Origin of the sequence: Proteus sp. G4380 (assembly GCF_963885725.1) — a bacterium.
GTDB classification, from domain to species: domain Bacteria; phylum Pseudomonadota; class Gammaproteobacteria; order Enterobacterales; family Enterobacteriaceae; genus Proteus; species Proteus mirabilis.
The window spans coordinates 1-18,644 of the sequence record NZ_CAWPAV010000022.1 but is presented as its reverse complement, the minus strand read 5'-3'; the positions used below and the strand labels follow the sequence as shown (position 1 = coordinate 18,644).

General features: G+C 40.6%; 17 protein-coding genes. 2 read left to right on the top strand and 15 right to left on the bottom strand.

From position 1 onward, the window contains the following. Position 1: 1 nt before the first annotated feature. The 9 genes from AACU98_RS01300 to AACU98_RS01260 all read right to left on the bottom strand — a co-directional run bounded on the left by AACU98_RS01300 (position 2) and on the right by AACU98_RS01260 (position 10,695). Positions 2–592 carry a DUF4291 domain-containing protein gene (locus tag AACU98_RS01300; protein ID WP_004246743.1) on the bottom strand — a complete coding sequence of 197 codons (591 nt, stop codon included), beginning with the start codon at positions 590–592 and terminating at the stop codon, positions 2–4. Positions 593–1,283: 691 nt separating this feature from the next. Next, complete coding sequence (locus AACU98_RS01295) at positions 1,284–2,288, bottom strand: LacI family DNA-binding transcriptional regulator (protein ID WP_004249055.1); 1,005 nt, start codon at positions 2,286–2,288, stop codon at positions 1,284–1,286. Positions 2,289–2,348: 60 nt separating this feature from the next. After that, positions 2,349–3,863 (bottom strand): tripartite tricarboxylate transporter permease, encoded by a 1,515-nt coding sequence (locus tag AACU98_RS01290; RefSeq protein WP_004246740.1) that lies wholly within the window; start codon positions 3,861–3,863, stop codon positions 2,349–2,351. A gap of 19 nt (positions 3,864–3,882) precedes the next feature. Further along, positions 3,883–4,344, bottom strand: coding sequence for a tripartite tricarboxylate transporter TctB family protein (locus AACU98_RS01285; RefSeq protein ID WP_004246739.1), 462 nt, complete (start codon positions 4,342–4,344; stop codon positions 3,883–3,885). Positions 4,345–4,401: 57 nt separating this feature from the next. After that, complete coding sequence (locus AACU98_RS01280; protein ID WP_223293382.1) at positions 4,402–5,376, bottom strand: tripartite tricarboxylate transporter substrate binding protein; 975 nt, start codon at positions 5,374–5,376, stop codon at positions 4,402–4,404. A gap of 20 nt (positions 5,377–5,396) precedes the next feature. Beyond that, entirely contained in the window at positions 5,397–6,449 is a 1,053-nt protein-coding gene (locus tag AACU98_RS01275) for a sialidase family protein (protein ID WP_161735384.1), read from the bottom strand. Positions 6,450–6,471: 22 nt separating this feature from the next. Further along, positions 6,472–7,401 (bottom strand): dihydrodipicolinate synthase family protein, encoded by a 930-nt coding sequence (locus AACU98_RS01270; protein ID WP_004249052.1) that lies wholly within the window; start codon positions 7,399–7,401, stop codon positions 6,472–6,474. Positions 7,402–7,411: 10 nt separating this feature from the next. Beyond that, positions 7,412–9,058, bottom strand: coding sequence for a hypothetical protein (locus AACU98_RS01265; RefSeq protein ID WP_004246735.1), 1,647 nt, complete (start codon positions 9,056–9,058; stop codon positions 7,412–7,414). Positions 9,059–9,108: 50 nt separating this feature from the next. Then, the gene (locus tag AACU98_RS01260) at positions 9,109–10,695 is read right to left on the bottom strand and encodes an FGGY-family carbohydrate kinase (protein ID WP_161735390.1); all 1,587 of its coding nucleotides are present in this window, start codon (positions 10,693–10,695) and stop codon (positions 9,109–9,111) included. A 435-nt stretch (positions 10,696–11,130) separates the two neighbouring features. On the opposite strand from AACU98_RS01260, the gene AACU98_RS01255 reads away from it, so the two are divergent. Beyond that, the gene (locus AACU98_RS01255; protein WP_036895781.1) at positions 11,131–11,559 is read left to right on the top strand and encodes a hypothetical protein; all 429 of its coding nucleotides are present in this window, start codon (positions 11,131–11,133) and stop codon (positions 11,557–11,559) included. Positions 11,560–11,610: 51 nt separating this feature from the next. Here the strand turns inward: AACU98_RS01255 and AACU98_RS01250 are convergent, their stop codons facing one another. The 6 genes from AACU98_RS01250 to AACU98_RS01225 all read right to left on the bottom strand — a co-directional run bounded on the left by AACU98_RS01250 (position 11,611) and on the right by AACU98_RS01225 (position 17,426). Beyond that, entirely contained in the window at positions 11,611–12,363 is a 753-nt protein-coding gene (locus AACU98_RS01250) for an ABC transporter ATP-binding protein (protein WP_004246732.1), read from the bottom strand. A 36-nt stretch (positions 12,364–12,399) separates the two neighbouring features. Beyond that, positions 12,400–13,209, bottom strand: a complete 810-nt coding sequence (locus AACU98_RS01245) for an ABC transporter ATP-binding protein (protein WP_161735382.1) — start codon at positions 13,207–13,209, stop codon at positions 12,400–12,402. Continuing rightward, positions 13,187–14,056, bottom strand: a complete 870-nt coding sequence (opp1C, locus tag AACU98_RS01240; protein ID WP_004246730.1) for a nickel/cobalt ABC transporter permease — start codon at positions 14,054–14,056, stop codon at positions 13,187–13,189. The genes AACU98_RS01245 and opp1C overlap by 23 nt, the downstream gene beginning before the upstream one ends. A gap of 2 nt (positions 14,057–14,058) precedes the next feature. After that, positions 14,059–14,985 (bottom strand): nickel/cobalt ABC transporter permease, encoded by a 927-nt coding sequence (gene opp1B, locus AACU98_RS01235; RefSeq protein WP_004246729.1) that lies wholly within the window; start codon positions 14,983–14,985, stop codon positions 14,059–14,061. Between the two features lie 62 nt (positions 14,986–15,047). Continuing rightward, positions 15,048–16,625 carry a nickel ABC transporter substrate-binding protein gene (gene nikA, locus AACU98_RS01230; RefSeq protein WP_004246728.1) on the bottom strand — a complete coding sequence of 526 codons (1,578 nt, stop codon included), beginning with the start codon at positions 16,623–16,625 and terminating at the stop codon, positions 15,048–15,050. A gap of 21 nt (positions 16,626–16,646) precedes the next feature. Then, on the bottom strand, positions 16,647–17,426 hold the full coding sequence (locus AACU98_RS01225) for a class I SAM-dependent methyltransferase (RefSeq protein ID WP_004246727.1): 780 nt from the start codon (positions 17,424–17,426) through the stop codon (positions 16,647–16,649). A gap of 434 nt (positions 17,427–17,860) precedes the next feature. Here AACU98_RS01225 and AACU98_RS01220 point away from each other — a divergent pair, with 434 nt between their 5' ends. Beyond that, entirely contained in the window at positions 17,861–18,592 is a 732-nt protein-coding gene (locus AACU98_RS01220) for a hypothetical protein (protein WP_161735380.1), read from the top strand. Positions 18,593–18,644 lie beyond the last annotated feature (52 nt).

Sequence of the window (18,644 nt, the reverse complement as noted above, 5' to 3'; positions counted from 1 at the left end):
ATTATTTTGCAAAATGATAAGGTTGCTCGATAGGAAGTAAGCTATATGCAGTATCTAGATCGCCATTAGTAATACAAGTATCTATTTTACGCACTTTATCAGTAATATCGGTAATATTAACAATCCACTCATTGCAATATTTTTCTACTGCTTGATTACGTAACCCTATTTGAATGGTGCGATAACTTAAGCGATTAAGATAAATATCTCGTTCAGGATCCCACTGAATACGAATATCACTGGTTTCTGTTGCTTCTTGCCATTCTTTGGCACTCACATAGTGGTCTGGATCGAAATGACTGACCACACCTTGTGTTAGCATCTGTTGAAAGCCTTCATGGGTAATATCAACAGCCAAAATAGACGCTTGATTGGGATCTTTGCGCCCCCACCCTGAGCGATACATCATCCAAAGAAAGGAGGGTTTTACCCAAGTCATACGGGTCATACTAAAAGGGGGAGAAACAAAAGTACCATTTGCGACTGCGCTCTGAGCGATAGTAGTAGAATAGGCTTGGTAAACACGGACAAAATCATCCGTATAGTATGCCCTTACTTGACACTCAGGACATCGGTCAACATCATCGTTCATCTTTCTTTAATATCCTTTTATATTAATAAAATGGAGCTATCTGCTTAAATTATGAGCCTCTAACCAGAGATAATCAAGAGTCCCTATTTTCATTAGGGATTTAATAGAATATGACACCGTGACAAGCCATACAAAAGAATGATCATAAAGCGCATAAATTAAAATGGCCATTATCGCTGCAATAATAAAAAATTTAATCTTGCAAAATATATCTTACACTACGTCCACCAGCGCCAAAGGCGCTCAATACATTGTACTGATTATCAAAACGACTCGATCACGAAATTTACATTAAGTTCTCTTTTATTTTCTGATCACTAGCGCTGCCTAAATAATTATTTTCTCTTTCCTTCTTTCTTTATAGGAAGAAAGGTAAATATTAAGCAAATAATCACAAATGATACTAATAGTATTCGACCATAGAAATAGGGAAAAAACCGAACAATCAAAACACTATAAAGGACAAAAAAATAGCAATAATGCTTAATATTAAAGATTGTTTAAGGTCTTTTAAAAAAAAAAGAAAATATTTTTTTCATACATAGCCTACATTAAAGTCGCATATCTGATGATATAACATTCATCATATCAGAAGAGAATGGGTAGCCATTAACCACATATATCCCCCCAATGAGGCGAATAGAAAGCTTATTCTACTCACAAAGTGAGGCGAATAATCACGATATTTGACTCATGCTCCTGCAATTAAGCGTTTGATAAGTTGTGTTTTAATTAATGGAGGCGCTTTCACTACGTTACCTGCTATCTTAGCAGTCATGATTTCAAAGGCTTTTTCTACCAATAAGGTTTCATCTTGCTTCATTGACCAGACATTATTGGGTAAAAAACTTAACATAACGTGATCATCAAAAGTACCTATATTGATATGTGCGGGAATAACACCTTCTGTTTGGCGAATAGCACTTAATACGCCTTCTAAAATGGGCAGTGATGAGGCAATAAAATGACTGGGGATCTGCCGATGTTGTTCAAGATATTGCTTCATCATCTGTTCACCATCTTTGGTGGTGTTATGTTCTGCATAGGAAACGGTTACATGGCTTTCATCACCATAATGGGCTTTGATCGCCTGAACATAACCGCGCAAACGAGCTGCAATAGTAGGAAGAAGAGCATCACCGGCAAAAAAGTGGATTGGCGCATCTTGCTGTATCATCGCTTTCGTTAATTGTGCACCACTATCACAGTTATCAGACGCCACGCAAATTGCATTACTAACAGAAAAATCTCTATCTAAGAACACTAAAGGCTTTTGACGATGTTTAACGTGATGTTGCTGATTTTTTCGACTCGCTGAAACAATAAAAATCCCATCAACATTACGCTCATCCATAGACTTTACGAGCTTATTTTCATTTTTAATATCACCATAGGTACAACTTATCATCAGCTGGCAACCAATTTGGTGACAATGCATCTCTAACTTTTCCGCTAAAGCAGCAAAGAAGGGGTTGGACAGCCGAGGAATAACCAGACCATAAGTATCTGTTTTATTGAGTTTTAAGCTTCTTGCCGCATGGTTAACGGTATAACCAAAAACTTCGACATAATCAGCAATTTTTTTCTGGGTTTTTGCACTGATCCGATATTGATCACCTTTACCATTGAGTACTAATCGTACTGTGGTGATAGATAAATTCAGATCATTTGCAATTTGTTCAACTGTTTTTGCCATTAATGTTCCGTCATTGATATTGCCCTCATTTTGCTAACAATGAGGGCGGATTAACCTTTATTAAGCAGATTGACTACGCCATTTTTTCCACATTGATTTTAACCCAGGCCCGACAATAGGTAACAGCAGTGTTAATAGTGCAATAGCGAGGAATGTCGCAGTAATAGGTCGTGTATAGAGAATCGATAAATCCCCTTGAGACATCATTAAAGCACGGCGTAAGTTAGATTCTGCCATTGGCCCAAGGATAATACCTATCACCACCGGAGACATCGAAAAATCGAGCTTAATCATAATATAAGCCAGTAATCCTGCCCCCATCATCACAAAAACATCAATGATGCTATGGTTAACTGAATAAGCCCCCACACTACACAACACAAAGATAATGGGTACTAATACTCTTCGTGGTACATCCATCACACGTACAAACAGTTTCATACACAAGAAGCCTAAGATACCGAGGAAAATATTCGCCATCATTAAGCCGATAAAAATACTGTTCACTTCAACGGGATTATCCGTAAATAACTGTGGCCCTAGCGCTAATCCTTGCACCATAAAAGCCCCCATAATAATCGCCGTTGCGCCATCACCGGGAATACCTAAAGTCATTAGAGGTACCATGGTGCCACCCGTCACCGAGTTAGCCCCCGCTTCCGGTGCTGAAACCCCTTCGGGTGATCCTTTTCCAAATTCTTCAGGGTGTTTTGACCAACGTTTTGCTTCGTTATACGAGATAAAAGATGAAATATCTCCCCCAGTCCCAGGAATAGCACCAATAGCCGTTCCTATCGCTGATGAACGAAAATAGGTAGGTAAAACACGTTTAAAATCGAGCCACGTAGGTAATACACGATGAATACGGGCATTAATTTTCTCGCTTTTCTTCTGCTTGCGCTCACGATACTCTTCTTCAAAGCTAATCAAGCCTTGAGAAAATGCAAAGAGTCCCACGAGGATTGGAATAAACGAGACGCCCCCCATAAGATACACGGTATCAAACGTAAAACGTGGCCCTGCTGTCATAGGATCAAGCCCGATAGTGGCAATTGCAAGACCAATCGCGCCCCCCATTAATCCTTTCACAATCGATTGCGATGATACACTGGTAATAATACTTATGCCAAATACCGCAAGAGCAAAATATTCAGCGGCAGAGAATCCCGTCGCCACTTTTGCCAATTGAGGAGCAATAACAATTAAAGCGATAGTACTAAATACACCACCAAACATCGACCCCATGGTTGATAAGCCTAATGCTCGCCCTGCTTCACCTTTTTTAGCCATCGGATAGCCATCTAAGACTGTGGCTGCAGATGCAGGTGTGCCCGGTGTACTAATTAATATCGCGGTAATGGAGCCACCATAAACAGCCCCACAATACATTCCCAATAATAATAAGATCCCCGTCATTCCTTGAAAGGAGTAAGTCAGTGGGAGTAACAGTGCAATGCCCATATTCACTGTTAAACCCGGTAATGCGCCGATAATAATCCCCGCGAAAACCCCTAACAGGATCATTGTTATCGTTTCTAAACTAAAAACGACCATTAAAGCATCTAAAATTTCCATACCAAGGCTCCTTTACCGCTTACTCAAAAAAGACAGAGGTTGGCAGAGGTGAATTAAAAATAATGTCAAAGAAAACATAAACCGCGGCTACAATCACAATCGGGATCACCACCATGGCAATAGGTTTCCTCTCATTCATCAACCACATAATGATTGGGATAAGAAGCAATGATGGAACAATAAAGCCAAATAGATATAAACCTGTTGCATATAGCAGCATAAAAATGCCTAAGCCATAAGCACGCTTAACTGCGGTCGAACTTAAATCTACGGACTGGTGTACATGTTTAATTTTATCAACCACGACACCTATCCATTGAAAAATCCCCAGTAAAATAAATAAGATGGCTAAACCGTAAGGCCAAAAACGCTCCCCAGGTACACCATATTCATCAAACATACTCATATCACGGGAGAGATAGATAATAAGTAGCCCAAAAGCTACTGAAATCGCACCGATGATTGTATTGATTTTAGTCATGTCGGGATCTCCCCGACCCTATCCGACTTGCGGATAGGGTGGTTTATTATAGAAAGGTTATTTTTTTAGGGTGGCTGAGATTAATTCAGCATACATCTCATGATCTTCTTTCATCATTTGATACGCATCGTCACCGACGATAAATACTGGCATAATACCTTGTTTTTTCAATGCTTCTTGATATTCTGGTTTTTGAACCACTTCTGAAAATGCCCCCACTAACTCATTTTTAACGTTATCAGGCACACCTGCTGTTGTGGCTAATACAGCCCATGCGCGCATTTTCACGTTGGTATCGAGATTTAAGGCTTCTTTAAAGGTTGGAACATCCGGAATAAGTGGGAAGCGACGTTCATCCATCACACCGAGAATGCGCAAAATACCCGCATCAACTTGTGATTTAACCGCACCGGGTGTGGTTAATACGCCATCGATATGATCGCCCACTAATGCAGCAATAGAGGGGCCTGTACCTTCGTTATAAGGAATATGATTAAACTTAGTTCCCGTAGTACGTTCGATATTCACCCCCGCGAGGTGATAAATAGCCCCCATACCTGAGTTACCAATCTTTAATTTACCGGGGTTCGCTTTTGCCCCAGCAATAAATTCTTCCAATGTTTTATAAGGCGAATTAGCATTCACCACGAGCACAACCGGATCAGCAATCGTTGTCGCAATCGGGGTAAAGTCTTTATAGGTCACGGGTGACTTACCTTGATGTGGGAACATCGCTAATTCAACCGTCGTCATGACTAATTTAGTGCCATCAGGACGCGCATTTGCCACTTCAATTAACCCAGTTAAACCATTACCTGCGGGTTTATTAACCGGTACAAAGATACGCCCTGCTGGCATCACATCTTTAGCAAATTCAATGATAGTCCGTGCAGAAGTATCAGTACCTCCCCCCGGGTTTTTTGGGATAACCACATCAATATTTTTAGTAGGATACGTTAACTGTTGGGCTACAGCATTCCCCATGCCCAATGTCATCGTAAGCGCCAACGCTGCGAGTAGACTCTTTTTCATAAAACCCTTTCTCCACATTTTTATTGAGTAGCTATTAACTGCTGATAAACAATGTTTTTTCTGTTCCAAGTAAAAGTCACATGTAGGGTATTGTTTTCAGCAATAATAGCCGGATATGAAAATTCGCCTTCCCCATCGAGTAAATCGAATGGTTCAGACCAAGTACTGCCATTATCGGATGAAAGACTGACAGAGATAGGATAACGACGACTCCAGTTGCCTGAATTCGGGTTATATACCAATGCCAACAGACCATCTGCGAAGGAGACGACATCAATGCCGCTATTATTATTTGGTAAGGTTGTTGCATAAGCCGGACACCAACTGCGCCCATAATCCGTTGAATCGCTACGATAAATTTTACCGCGCGTACTGCGCATCATGGCATGCACATGTTTAGGCTGAGATCCCCATAGTGTTGGTTGTATCACGCCATCCCATTGAAAAACACGTTGTAGATCAGTCTCCCACAAGGCATCGTCCTTTAGCCCTTGCCAGATTTCATGCTCCGCTTGCCCTCCTTGATGATGGGCAATCGGAATATCCACTCGCTGCCAGTGTTGACCATTGTCGCTAGAAATATCGACAAACGCATCCCAGTATCGATCATCCTCCACCGATCCCGGTGCTAACCACTCGCCGTTTGACATCACTAATACTTTGTTTTTCACAGGACCTCTAGGTGTTACATCACCCGAAACCAATTCACTTGGTAAACTCCAGCTATTTCCGCCATCCTTCGAGATAACATATTGGGTCGTCCAACTATGTACATCAGGACCCGTTTTATAAAACAGCCAGATATTACCTGTTGATGGGTCAACATGTAAAACTGGATTCCAGTGCGCAACACCTGGATTTTTAACCACAGGTTGAGCGGGTTGCCAATCATTTCCCTCTTTTATCGCCAACCAGATAGCGGTATTACCGCTACCTTCTTTATCGCCAGCAAAAAAAGCGGTTAATAAACGCTCAGAGTTAGGCACACGCACAATCGTTGAAGCATGGCAGTGATTAAAAAGTGAATGTGCATTATCCAGCACAAACTGGGTTTCCTTCATCACGAAAGGCATATTCCTACTCCTGTGTCCTAAATTAATTTAACGAAAGCCACTTCTTCATATTTTCACCCAATGCCGTCATGCTATTAACAGCAGAAGGGAAAAATGAGTTTTCAAACTGACTACTATTACGAGAGCGGCAAACCAGTGTCGCGAAATTGCCGATCAGGCGCTGATGATATTTAGCGCAAGCAGGATAATCCAGCGTTTCAGTCATCGCAGCTGTTGATAAATAATCAGCTAATAGCGCAGCTTGCTCTGGTTTATCCTGCCAATTTTCATACAGCCAGACATAAAGTTCGGGGTGGAAGTTAGCCATAACACCACTATATGCTTGGCATCCTGCTTGAAATGACGCTAATAAGGTTTGACTATTAGCATTGGCTAGATGCAAACGACTTCCTTTTGATAATGCTAAGCGACGTTCTATGAGAGGAAGAGAACAGCAAGTATCTTTAATAAAAGTAAAGCGATTACTTTGTGCGCACCATTCTACTATCTCTTCAGATAACAAGCGTTTGTAAGGATAAGGGCATTCATAAATACCCAAATCAATCTCTTTAGGTACAGCATGGGTTAAGGATTGTAGTGTTTCCAGCGCCTTATCATCAGACTCACCCACTTGCGCTAAGCGATTACTGATCATAATAACGCCATCAACGCCGGTACTCGCCATTGCCTGCAGTTGTTCTTTTTGCTGGCTTAAGGCCGTGGCCGTATGACCAGAAGCAACAACAGGTACTCTTCCATCCGCTTTTTCAACGATAAAGCGGGTCAGTGCTTGTGTTTCTTCATCACTCAAATAAAACATTTCGCTTGATTGACAGGCGGCAAATAACCCATGTACACCTGCATCGATATACCAATCGACAAGGCGCTCTAATGACGCCCAATCAATCTCTCCTTTAGTATCAAAAGGAGTGAGCATCACAGGCCAAACACCAACGTATTTTTGCTGACTCATTATAAGTTCCTTACAGTAAGTTAATGGCATCACCTGCCACTTTCACTTGAATACCTTGAGTCAGTGCTTGAGCAACAAAGGCTTGTAGCACAAACGCCAATTTATCGTCATCAACATAAGCCACTGTAATATGGTTACTTTGATGTCCCGCCATAAGATCATCACGAGTTACACCATCTAAAGTACAGTTGAGTAATGGCCATTCGTAGTTAGTGGCTCGACGGCGACGTTCAAACTCTGCCTCCGGTAATTCCACCGCCATACCTGTACCAATATGCATAATCACATCTGTGCCTTGATAGTGTGCACGTGCCCATAACAAACGCCCTGCTTTACCTTGACCCGCTATAGTTGATCCCCCTTTAGGGAAAAACATAGCTGGCTGACGGTAACCTGTTGCGCCTTTGATCCCACCTTTAAGGTGTTCAAAAGGCACAGAGCCGGAAATTTCCATATCCCAGTAGAAGGTTCCCTGATACTCACTCCCCCAACGAATATCGTGTAATGTTGTTTCTGCAGGCAAGCCTAACGAGGTTAATAAACGCCATAACATCGTTTGTGGAATAGCTGTACCCATATCGACTTCGTTGATACAAGGGATCGGTGTGTTAGGGCTGATAATGTCGCCATTTTCATCCGGTAACGGGAAGCGTGCCGTTGACCCAATCGCACCTTCGGCAAAATCAGAGGCAGGACAACAATCTTTCAATCCTTGCTGATATTGCACGCCTACAGCGGTTAAGCCAAAGCGTTTAACGAAACGCGCCATTGCAATCATCATGGCACACTGCTCTTTCACCTGTTCACGAGTCAGTTCAGTTTTATCATCTGTACCAAACTTAAACGTCATGCCATTATTTTCGTACCATTGCACACACTCTTCTCTTAATGCATCAGGTACTTTTGCCATTTCGACCAATAATGCAGATTGAGAGAGTGATTCAATGGGCATACCAATATCGATCATTGCCTGTTGTGGGAAGACCCCATTAATCATTCCCATACAGAATGTATCGAACAAACCTATTATTTCTTTATTTTTAATTATATATTCGCCGACTTTTCGACCCACTTCGCCAGCTTCTGTCGCCATTACCCTGTGTGTTGGCGCAACTTCTTTAAGATAGCTAAGCTGATGATTTACATAACCATATTTCAACCATGTAGCTAAGCCATCAATAAAAAATGTATCGTCAAAATTTTCTGACCATAAGCGTGAATAATTTTTACCTAAACTGGTTAACGTCCCCGCTAAACACAACATGCCAACTAGCCCCGGCCATGTACCATCAAAATTAGCCAGCAACAGAATTGGCCCGCGATGATGCGCTAATGAAGAGGCAATATGGTGTGAGTATTGCCATGCGGTTAATAGCACAATAACGGGTGCATCAGGATCGATAGCCGCAAACATATCGCAACCTTCACGCTGACTACTGATAAAACCATGGCCTCGTGCTTCATCAATTTTATGTGCACGTTTCATGGTGTAACCTTGTGCTTTTAATGCAGCGGCTAGCTTATCTTCAAATTTTTTCTGCACAGGCCAGCATGTTACGTTTGCAGGCTCACGTAAGTCTGCGTTAGTGACCATCAGGATCTCATTAGCTTCTGCACTGATAACGTCCGGTAATTTTGGTAGATTTAAGTTCAACATAAGATATCCCTGGTAAGGTAAACTCGATTCATAATCGGAAAAATTTATGGTCAGCAATCTGCCATCATGTCGTTATAGCGCTGCTGATCTTGATACATCTGTAAATAAACTTGGTATTTCGCTTGATGGAAAGCAAAGGTGTCACTATCGGGTGTAATAACGCCGCCTTCTCGTACCATGGTATTTGCTGCTTGAGAAAAATTATCAAAGGCTTTACATGCCACGGCGCCTAATAAAGCAGCTCCTAGATTCACCGCATCTTCTTCTTGCGCTAAATGGATCTCACGACCTGTTGCATTGGCATATTCACGTAACCACAGTGGATTTTTGGTCGCTCCCCCACACATAACAAGGCGATTAATTTGGTGCCCTGCATCTTCAAGGGTGTCAATAATATGGCGAGTGCCATAGGCAATAGACTGCAATGTCGCAAGATAATAACGAGCCAAGGCAACCCGACCACTTTCAAGGGTTAATCCACTGACCATTCCTTTGGCGGCAGGATTAGCACGTGGAGAGCGATTGCCATGATGGTCAGCTAAAACATGAAATTGTGCTGTTGGATAAGGTTCATTTTCTTCCAATTCAGCGACAGCTTGGTTTAATAAGGTATAGTAACTAACACCTTTTTCTTTCGCTTCTTGTTCTAACTCAGCCCATGACTCATGGCGGCGGATAGACCATTCAACGAGCGCACCGGCAGCACTTTGCCCCCCTTCGTTTAGCCATAACTCTGGTAACATTGCGCCAAAGTAAGGCCCCCACACCCCAGGCACCATAATCGGGTATTGGCTGACAATCATATGGCAGTTAGATGTACCACTGATGATGGCCAAACTTCCCCCAGGTTGTGATGCGGTTAACGCCAACCCACCCGCATGAGCATCAATAATGCCACTAGCAACTATGACGCCAGTATGTAATCCAAAAGCCTCAGCCACAGAGGTCGTTAAACATCCGGCCGATTCACCTAAAGCCAAAATGGTTTGTGGTACTTTTTCTAATAATTCATCCAAACCTACATCAGCTAACAAGCTTTCACTAAAATGCCCTTGGTGTGCCAAATAGTTCCATTTACACGTTAATGTACAGATACTGGCAACATCAGCAGTGGTTGCTTTCCACACTAAAAAATCAGCTAAGTCAAAGAATCGCCAGACATGTTTATAACGCTCCGGATAGTGATTTTTTAACCATAGAATTTTAGGCAATTCCATTTCAATGCTCACTTCGCCCCCGACATACCGCAAAACGGGATCGTTAGTCAGATTAATGGTCACTGTTTCTTGTACTGCCCGGTGATCCATCCACATAATAATATCCTGCTCAGGTTTATTACTGGGTGAAACCGAAAGTGCTTGCCCTTCTTTACCAACGGCCACTAAAGAGCAGGTGGCATCAAAACCAATAGACTTCACATGGAGAGGATCGATGGCTGATAATTTCACCGACTCTTTTACAGTGGTGCATACTTGTTGCCAAATATCAGCGGAAGATTGCTCGACAAAATCCGTTTTCGGGCGAAATTGTGCAATTGGACGCACTGAAAAGCCCAGACGCTTTCCAAAGCTATCAAATACTGCTGCACGGACACTGGCTGAGCCAACATCAACGCCAATAAAATATTGTTGTTCCATGCGAACCCTCATCATTTGCTAACGCTATGCTAATTTTTGCTACTTCGAGTTAGCAAGTTAATTCGAGCATGGAGAAAAAACAATCACAATAGGATTGGTTTGTGATGCAGATCTACATCAATAATTTAATACATTGATTTAGAAAGAAATTTATTTATTTCACTTTGTTCACCATTTTAATAGCGAACTGAAACGATTATGTTCGTTATAAAACAAACGAACATTTAGCTATCAATGAGAATAAAAACCGTAGTTAACATATTAATATCACTATCAATATAGGATGTTATTAAAATATACCTAACTAATAGTAAAATTTATTTTTAAAAAGAGTAATATATTAAAAATAACCATTTTTCTATTTTTATCATATTCAATCATTTATTTTTAATAGACTAATCTTTAGTTATATATTCATTTTTGGAGTATTAAATTATGTTGAAAAATATTGCTATCAGTCTTTCTTTACTTCTTATCACTTCTTCGGCTTTTTCAGCCACACTGGCAGAAAGAGAATTACAACAGAAATTTGAAGAAAATATTCAATCCCGTGTTGTAGACTTAAATAAAAGCTGTGATGCTAATATAAAAGTTGCGTTTGATTGGTCGGCATTTACTGTTGAGGATCTAAAAACAACAGGTATTGATGGTTATTGCAGTGAAGGGTTAAAAGGTGTCATTAATACCTGTGAAAGCTCGAAAATAGCACAAGAAACCGTAAAAGAGAAAATACAGAATATTACCTGCTCTAAAGCGTCACCTCGTAGTATTGAAATTAAAGATGGGACACTGAATTTTGGTATTGATTTTAATGCTGCAAATGATGCCAACGCTATTCAAACGCATTTAATGAATAATCTCTAAATAGAGTAAATACAGCAAGCAATGATGCGATAATACATTATTGCTTGTTGATTAAATAACAGATTGAATTAATTTTTTAGCATAAGGATGAGTAACAGTACTTAATTTATTTATCTCGCATAATTCAATTTGTTGACCTTGTAAAATAAACATGACTTTATCGCAAAAATAAGTCACTGTTTGAATATCATGACTAATAAAAAGATAGGATAATTGGAGTTCCTCTTTTAATAATTTTAATAAATCCAATATTTCAACTTGTGTAGGTATATCGAGAGAGCTTATTGCCTCATCTAAAATAATTAGTTGTGGGTAAGATGCTAACGCACGACATAAGCAAACTCGTTGAGCTTGCCCACCAGACAATTCAAAAATATAACGCTGATAACAACTTTTAGGTAATTGCACCTTCTCTAAAAAAGAAAAAATAATTGTTTCTAACTCGTTATGACGGAGAGTCGGATTAATCAGTTTAATAGGTTCAGCAATCATTTCACCCACTGTAAAAGTCGGATTGACTGAAGCGATATGATCCTGAAACACAATACTTATTACCCCTTGTCGATAACATCGTTTCGTCACTGGCTTATCATTTAAATAAATAGCCCCTTGATCAGGTAATTCTAAGCCACTGATTAACCGTGCAAGGGTACTTTTTCCACTGCCACTTTCTCCAACTAACCCGAAAGCTTCACCCTTTTGTATATTAAAAGAGAGCGCATCGAGAATAGTCACTTTTTCTTTAAAAAAGCGCGCCCCTTTTTGATAATAATATTTGCTGACGTTATCTACTCGTAATAGCATTCGATCCTCTTGTTATTTATCGCCGTTTCATGCTGATCACCGAGCATAAAGCACCTGTGAAAAACGTTGGGAAAGCTTAGCTCTAGCCTCAATTAAATAACGGGTATAGGCTTGCTTGGGTGTATCTAATACGCTGTTTTTGTCACCAAACTCAATTAATTTTCCCTCTTTCATCACTAAAATATCATCAGCAATCTGACTGACTAATCCTAGATCATGAGAGATAAAAATTAAGGTGGTATTTTTAGATATCGTGATACGTTGCAATAGCTGTAATATTTCTCTGCGCAAGGGAGCGTCTAATGCGGTAGTAGGTTCATCAGCAATTAATAACCTTGGTGATAACGCCAAAGCCATGGCAATCATCACACGTTGTAATTGCCCCCCACTTAATTGGTGAGGAAATGCCTGCATAATCATTAAAGATTGATGCTCAAACACCTCATCCAATGCTTGTTTAGCGGCATTGAATGCTTGCAATTTAGTATAAGAAAAATGGTAAATTAAAGTTTGGCTAACTTGCTTGCCTATTTTTATCAACGGATCAAAAGCACTCATGCCGTTTTGCACAATCATACCTAGCGATGTCCCTAATAGGGCACGCCGTTGTTGCTCTGAATATAAATGAAGGGGCTTTTCATCAAAAAAAATTTCTCCCGATAGTGCAAGTGTACTTGGAAGTAAGCCAATAATGGCTTTACTGATTAAGCTTTTACCACTACCACTCTCACCGACAATAGCTAACGTTCGCCCCTGTTTAAGGCTAAAGGAGAGATTATCTACCCGCTTTTTTTCGCTGTGAGGATCATAGATTGAGACTTGATTAAGCGTCAGTAAATTGTTCATATTTATCCCCGACTGATTGACGATTATCGGGGTCGAACACATCGCGTAAAAAATCGCCCCAAAAGTTAAATGCAGTAACAACAACCGTAATCGCTATCCCCGCAGGTAGCATTTGTTCGGGATGTAATACCATGACATTTTTTGCTTCACTCAGCATATTGCCCCATTCTGGGGTGGGTGGCTGTACCCCTAACCCCAGAAATGAAAGAGCAGAGATCATTAAAATAACACTACCAATATCACTTGAGGCTAAAACGATAGTTTCAGCTAATGTCACGGGTAATAAATGGCGTCGTAAAATATGTGTTGGTGGTGCGCCAATCACTTGAGCATAAGCAATATAGTGACGATGTGAATATTGTCGAACAATGCCTCGTATCATTCTGGCGTACCAAGCCCATTTAACCAAGATCACCGCAATCAAGATGTTACCTATTCCAGGCCCCATTATGCCCACTAAGGCTAAGATCATAATTTCCGCAGGAAATGACAATACCACATCACATAAACGCATAATCACTGTATCCGTTTTACCGTGAAAATAGCCCGCCAACATCCCCATTAGCCAACCGATCAGCAGTGTTATACCCATCGCATATATGGCATAAAAAACGGTGGTTCGAATACCAAAGAGTAAACGTGAAAACACACAACGCCCTAAATTATCTGTACCCAGTGGATAGTGAAAGCTGATTGGCTGAAATTTTAAGCGTATCGATGTTAAAGTGGGATCATGAGGTGCAAACCAAGGTGCGCCTATTCCGGCGATGGTAATCATCACTATCACCAATAAACAGAGTTGTGCACTTTTATCTTGCGCAAGTCGTTGCCAGAATAACCGCCACATTGTTACCGCCTTAGACGAGGATCGACTTTCATCTGAATGATATCTATCAGAAAGTTAAAAAAGAGAAATAACAATGACATCATTAAAATATAAGCTTGTATCATCGGATAATCGCGTCCAAATATGGCACTAATACACAGTCGCCCCACCCCAGGCCATGCAAAAATATTCTCGATCACGACCGTGCCCGCGATAAGTTTCGGAATACTCATTCCTAGCGCCGTCAGCGCAGAAGCGAGTGAATTACGTAATATATGGCGACGCAAAATCAGCTTATCAGGTAATCCTCTTGTTCGGGCATAAAATACATAAGGCTGATGCCATTGATTAAGCATTGCGCCCCGTAACAAACGTAAATAAGTGCCGATATAACCTAAAGAGAGTGCAAATGCCGGTAAAATGACCGATTGTGGTGTCAACATACCACTGACAGGTAACCAATCTAAATGAACCGCCACCGCCCAAATTAACAACAACCCTAACCAATAATTAGGAATTGCGGTTAACACAAAAACAATCAGCCGAATACTTTTGTCTATCAAGCTATGTGGTTTTGCCACACACCATAAGGCTAAAGGTAACGCGATAATAAGCGTAAATAATAATGCGGTAGCCGCTAACCAAAGCGTGGGGGGGAGAGCAGTTAACATCTCTTGTATCACCGGTTTTCGGGTCAAAAAAGAGGTGCCAAAATCCAGTTGAAATCCCGCTAAAAGCCATAAAAAGTAGCGTGTGAAAAAAGGCTTATCTAAACCAAGCTCACGGCGCATACCTTCAATCGCTTCGGGCGTCGGTACAATTTCGTTAACACGCAAAGCCACTTCTGCCGGATCAGACGGTGCTAAATTCAGCAAAACAAAGGCAATAAACGAAATAATCAACACTAGTGGCAATATCGCCAATAGGCGCCAACATAGATAACGTAACATCTGCTTTAACCAATATGGCACCGGATCAGTGCCATATTGAAGTAACCTCTTAAATTAATCGGTTATTCGGCTTTAAAACGCATCTTTTCAAAAGGTATTTCATATTGAGATGGATTAAAACCAACGTTTTCCAATTCACTACGGTAAATCGCTTTAGTACGCGAATAGGTTAATGGTATATAGACGGCTTGCTCCGCTAATGAGGTAAATAAGCGTTGATATAATGTCTGACGGCGATGTTCATCTGGCGTAATCAACAACTCGCCAATCATCGCATCTAATTGTGCTTTATTGGCTAACCCTTTCTGTCCCTGGTAATCAGCATGAGCTGGAATTCTAAAGGATGAGACAAAAGAGGCGGGATCGTAAGGTGTTCCCCACGAAAGAGAATACTGTAAATCGAAATCACCACTTTTCTGTCTATCTAAAAAGGCCTGTTTCTCTTCCCCTAATACCGTCAGTGCCACGCCAATTTTCTTAAAATCATCTTGCAATAGTTCGGCTATCTCTTTTTCAACCGCATTATTCACATTATAAGAGAGCAATAACTGCAACGGTTTTCCCTGTTTTTCACGCACTGTTTTACCCGCAGGTAATAGCCAGCCTTCCTCTTCTAATAACGAGGCAGCTTTTTCCGGTTGATAAATATAAGTTGGTGAATCAAAATCGCAATAAGGTACACTTCTTGCCATTAATGTATCAGCGACTTTTTCACTTCCCGCTAAAATACCTTGAGCAATCCCTTCTTTATCAACGGCATACTCTAATGCTTGGCGTACTTTTTGGCTTGAAGTAATAGGGCGACTACTGTTGAGCACAATAGCACGAGAAGCAATAGGTGCACTCATTTGTGTTTTAAATTTATCGGATGCCATTAATGCGTCAAAAGAGTCCATATCTAACATGTCGCCATCTGCACCAAAAATTAGCTGAATATCTCCTTTTTGTAAGGATAATAGCATTGTTTGTCTATCGGGGATCACTCGCCACATCACCCCAGTTAATGCTGGTTTTTGCCCCCAGTAATGAGGGTTAACCTTAAATTCAGCATATTGATCTTTCTTATGTTCCGTGAGCACCCAAGGCCCCGTACCAATATAATGACTCACCCCTGTTTTAGTTTTACCGTTAATAAATGATTTAGGTGAAATAAAACGAAATGGGCGAGTTAAGCCAAGTTCAGTTAAGGTTGGATAATAGGGATTTTTTAAATTTAGCTTAACAGTATACTGATCGATAACCTCAACACTGTCGATTTGACGTACCAATTCTAGCCATGCATGACGCTGATAATTATCTAATACAGCTTCAATATTAAGTTTTACCGCTTGCGCATTAAAAGGTTCGCCATCACTAAATGTAACGTCTTGGCGCAAGAAAAAGGTATAACTTTTACCATCCGGAGAAATTTCCCAGCGTTGTGCTAAATAAGGTGCAACACCCTTATCGGTATTTAAAACCAAGGGTTCAAATACCATGTTTTGTGCAGCCATTTCACCGGAATAAAGATGGGGGTTAATATCACGGATATCTTTTGTACTGGCATAATCCAATATATTATTACTTTGATTGGCAAAAGCAGGAAATACGCACGCCAATGTTAATAATAGTGTAGGAATAACTGTAAATAGAGGTTTCACATTATTTTCCTTTTATCATTCTCATCGATTATTTTTCTGAGCATGGATCATAAACATAGGGGTTGAGCCGTAATTAATTTTTTCTTCTTCATCCCAAACGTGATCACCAATACGAATATCCACGCTATAACGAATAAAACCGATATCTAGTAGTGTATTAATATCCCACTGTGGACGCTTAACTTGGCTTAATGGTAATTGGCGAGCAATTCTTTCCATCTCTTTTGTATCGGTATTAACATAGTGATCAGCAACTTGCTTTTGCGCCGCTCGCTCTCTATCAGCAAGAAAACCTTGCCAATATTCATCATCAAACAGATGTAAATACCAATTGGCATCAAAATTAATTAAGCTTCCCCCAGGTTTTAATACGCGAAACCACTCTTGATAAGCCTCACAGGGTGATTTTAAATTCCATGTCACATTACGGCTGACGACCAAATCAAATTGTTCATCGCCAAAGGGAAGATCTTGCACATCACCACAAACAAAGTTAATAGAAACATTATGCTGGCTGGCGTTATTTTTAGCCTCAAGCAACATCCCAGACGTGGCGTCAATTGCAGTGACTTGGTGGCCAGACAACGCTAATAAAATAGCAAAGAATCCCGGCCCCGTACCGATATCAAGAACATTTAATGTCTCCCCTTCTTTGACATGGCTTAACAATAATTGACGCCATTTTTGCTGTTTTTCACTTAATAACTCTTGCTGGTTGGCAGCACTATAGCTTTCAGCGCGGATATTCCAGTAACGGGTCACATCATGAAGTAATTGGTTATTATCGATTTTATTTGTCATCAAAAACCTGCTGTTGTATCAACATAAGAGAGGTAAAAATTCCCTAAACGAGAAAAAGAAGGGGATTGTGTGTCTTCGTCAGCCACCTTACCTTTTAGTTTCGAGATCCTCCATGTGCTATATCAATGATTTTTAGCTCTCCAAAGGCAAGCTGGCTTTCGTTGACTCACATCGATTTTTACCGAAACGCGTTATCGTAAGGTGTAAAATGGATACCAAGCAAACAGAATTTAGGCTAATACTGACGATAGAGAAGATCTAGAAACAATTTGCGCAGATAGCTTAATAACCGCTATTACGTCGCCCAAATAGTGTTCTTATTAAGGATAAAAAATAGCGGCCTTGATTTCTTCTTGCACACAAAAGCGCTATAGTGATTAGATAGTCATGTTGATTGATAATTTTCTTTTCGCTATCAATAAAGGCACTCTCATATGGATCTCATTTCACGATTAACAACCAATACCACTCGTGCTGATTTTGCCTTAGCTCATCAACAGCAATTAATACAGTTACTGATACAACACTTTCCTGCTAAATATCACACCTTGTTTGCAACCCCGCAAAAAACCGCAGAAGATACTATTGAATGGTATGGTGAATTATCCGGTCAGCCAGTGGCATTAAATGCATTGTCAGAGCAACAACGCCAAGAGATAAGAGATGCTCTCGATGATGATTTAAAAAATCTTAAAGAGCAAACGGCATTACTTGCTTCACAGCAACGCATTACCGATGAAGAGCGCCATCTGCTTGATACCGCCTCAACCCTACCCGATGCAGAGAGCATCTATATCATTAATGGAAAACCCATTATTACTTGGTGGCCTCGTACCACACCTTTAGCGCCGACTGTTGCACAAGTCACTGCTGGCTCTAGTGCAGCGGCTGCCGGAGCGGTGCTTGCAAAAATATCACCAAAAACTCGCCACCGTTGGTTACGTTGGTTACTGGTATTATTATTGGTTTTAATTGCCTTAGTCTCATGGTTAAGAGGATGTTTTGATATCAATACAACGCCTTCTATCAATAATACTTCAGCGACCGCTGTCGCAACTCACTCTACCTCAACGATGACAGCTACAACTAATACGACTAATACGACTAATACGACTAATACGACTAATACGACTAATAAGCAAGATAACCTAACAACAAATAAATAACTTAGGTATTAAATAAAATAAAAAATAGCGTTTTATATTGATATAAACGCTA

Coding starts and splice junctions, on each gene's coding strand:
- AACU98_RS01300 (WP_004246743.1), bottom strand. CDS start 592: ATGAACGATGATGTTGACCGATGTCCTGAGTGTCAAGTAAGGGCATAC.
- AACU98_RS01295 (WP_004249055.1), bottom strand. CDS start 2,288: ATGGCAAAAACAGTTGAACAAATTGCAAATGATCTGAATTTATCTATC.
- AACU98_RS01290 (WP_004246740.1), bottom strand. CDS start 3,863: ATGGAAATTTTAGATGCTTTAATGGTCGTTTTTAGTTTAGAAACGATA.
- AACU98_RS01285 (WP_004246739.1), bottom strand. CDS start 4,344: ATGACTAAAATCAATACAATCATCGGTGCGATTTCAGTAGCTTTTGGG.
- AACU98_RS01280 (WP_223293382.1), bottom strand. CDS start 5,376: ATGAAAAAGAGTCTACTCGCAGCGTTGGCGCTTACGATGACATTGGGC.
- AACU98_RS01275 (WP_161735384.1), bottom strand. CDS start 6,449: ATGCCTTTCGTGATGAAGGAAACCCAGTTTGTGCTGGATAATGCACAT.
- AACU98_RS01270 (WP_004249052.1), bottom strand. CDS start 7,401: ATGAGTCAGCAAAAATACGTTGGTGTTTGGCCTGTGATGCTCACTCCT.
- AACU98_RS01265 (WP_004246735.1), bottom strand. CDS start 9,058: ATGTTGAACTTAAATCTACCAAAATTACCGGACGTTATCAGTGCAGAA.
- AACU98_RS01260 (WP_161735390.1), bottom strand. CDS start 10,695: ATGGAACAACAATATTTTATTGGCGTTGATGTTGGCTCAGCCAGTGTC.
- AACU98_RS01255 (WP_036895781.1), top strand. CDS start 11,131: ATGTTGAAAAATATTGCTATCAGTCTTTCTTTACTTCTTATCACTTCT.
- AACU98_RS01250 (WP_004246732.1), bottom strand. CDS start 12,363: ATGCTATTACGAGTAGATAACGTCAGCAAATATTATTATCAAAAAGGG.
- AACU98_RS01245 (WP_161735382.1), bottom strand. CDS start 13,209: ATGAACAATTTACTGACGCTTAATCAAGTCTCAATCTATGATCCTCAC.
- opp1C (WP_004246730.1), bottom strand. CDS start 14,056: ATGTGGCGGTTATTCTGGCAACGACTTGCGCAAGATAAAAGTGCACAA.
- opp1B (WP_004246729.1), bottom strand. CDS start 14,985: ATGTTACGTTATCTATGTTGGCGCCTATTGGCGATATTGCCACTAGTG.
- AACU98_RS01225 (WP_004246727.1), bottom strand. CDS start 17,426: ATGACAAATAAAATCGATAATAACCAATTACTTCATGATGTGACCCGT.
- AACU98_RS01220 (WP_161735380.1), top strand. CDS start 17,861: ATGGATCTCATTTCACGATTAACAACCAATACCACTCGTGCTGATTTT.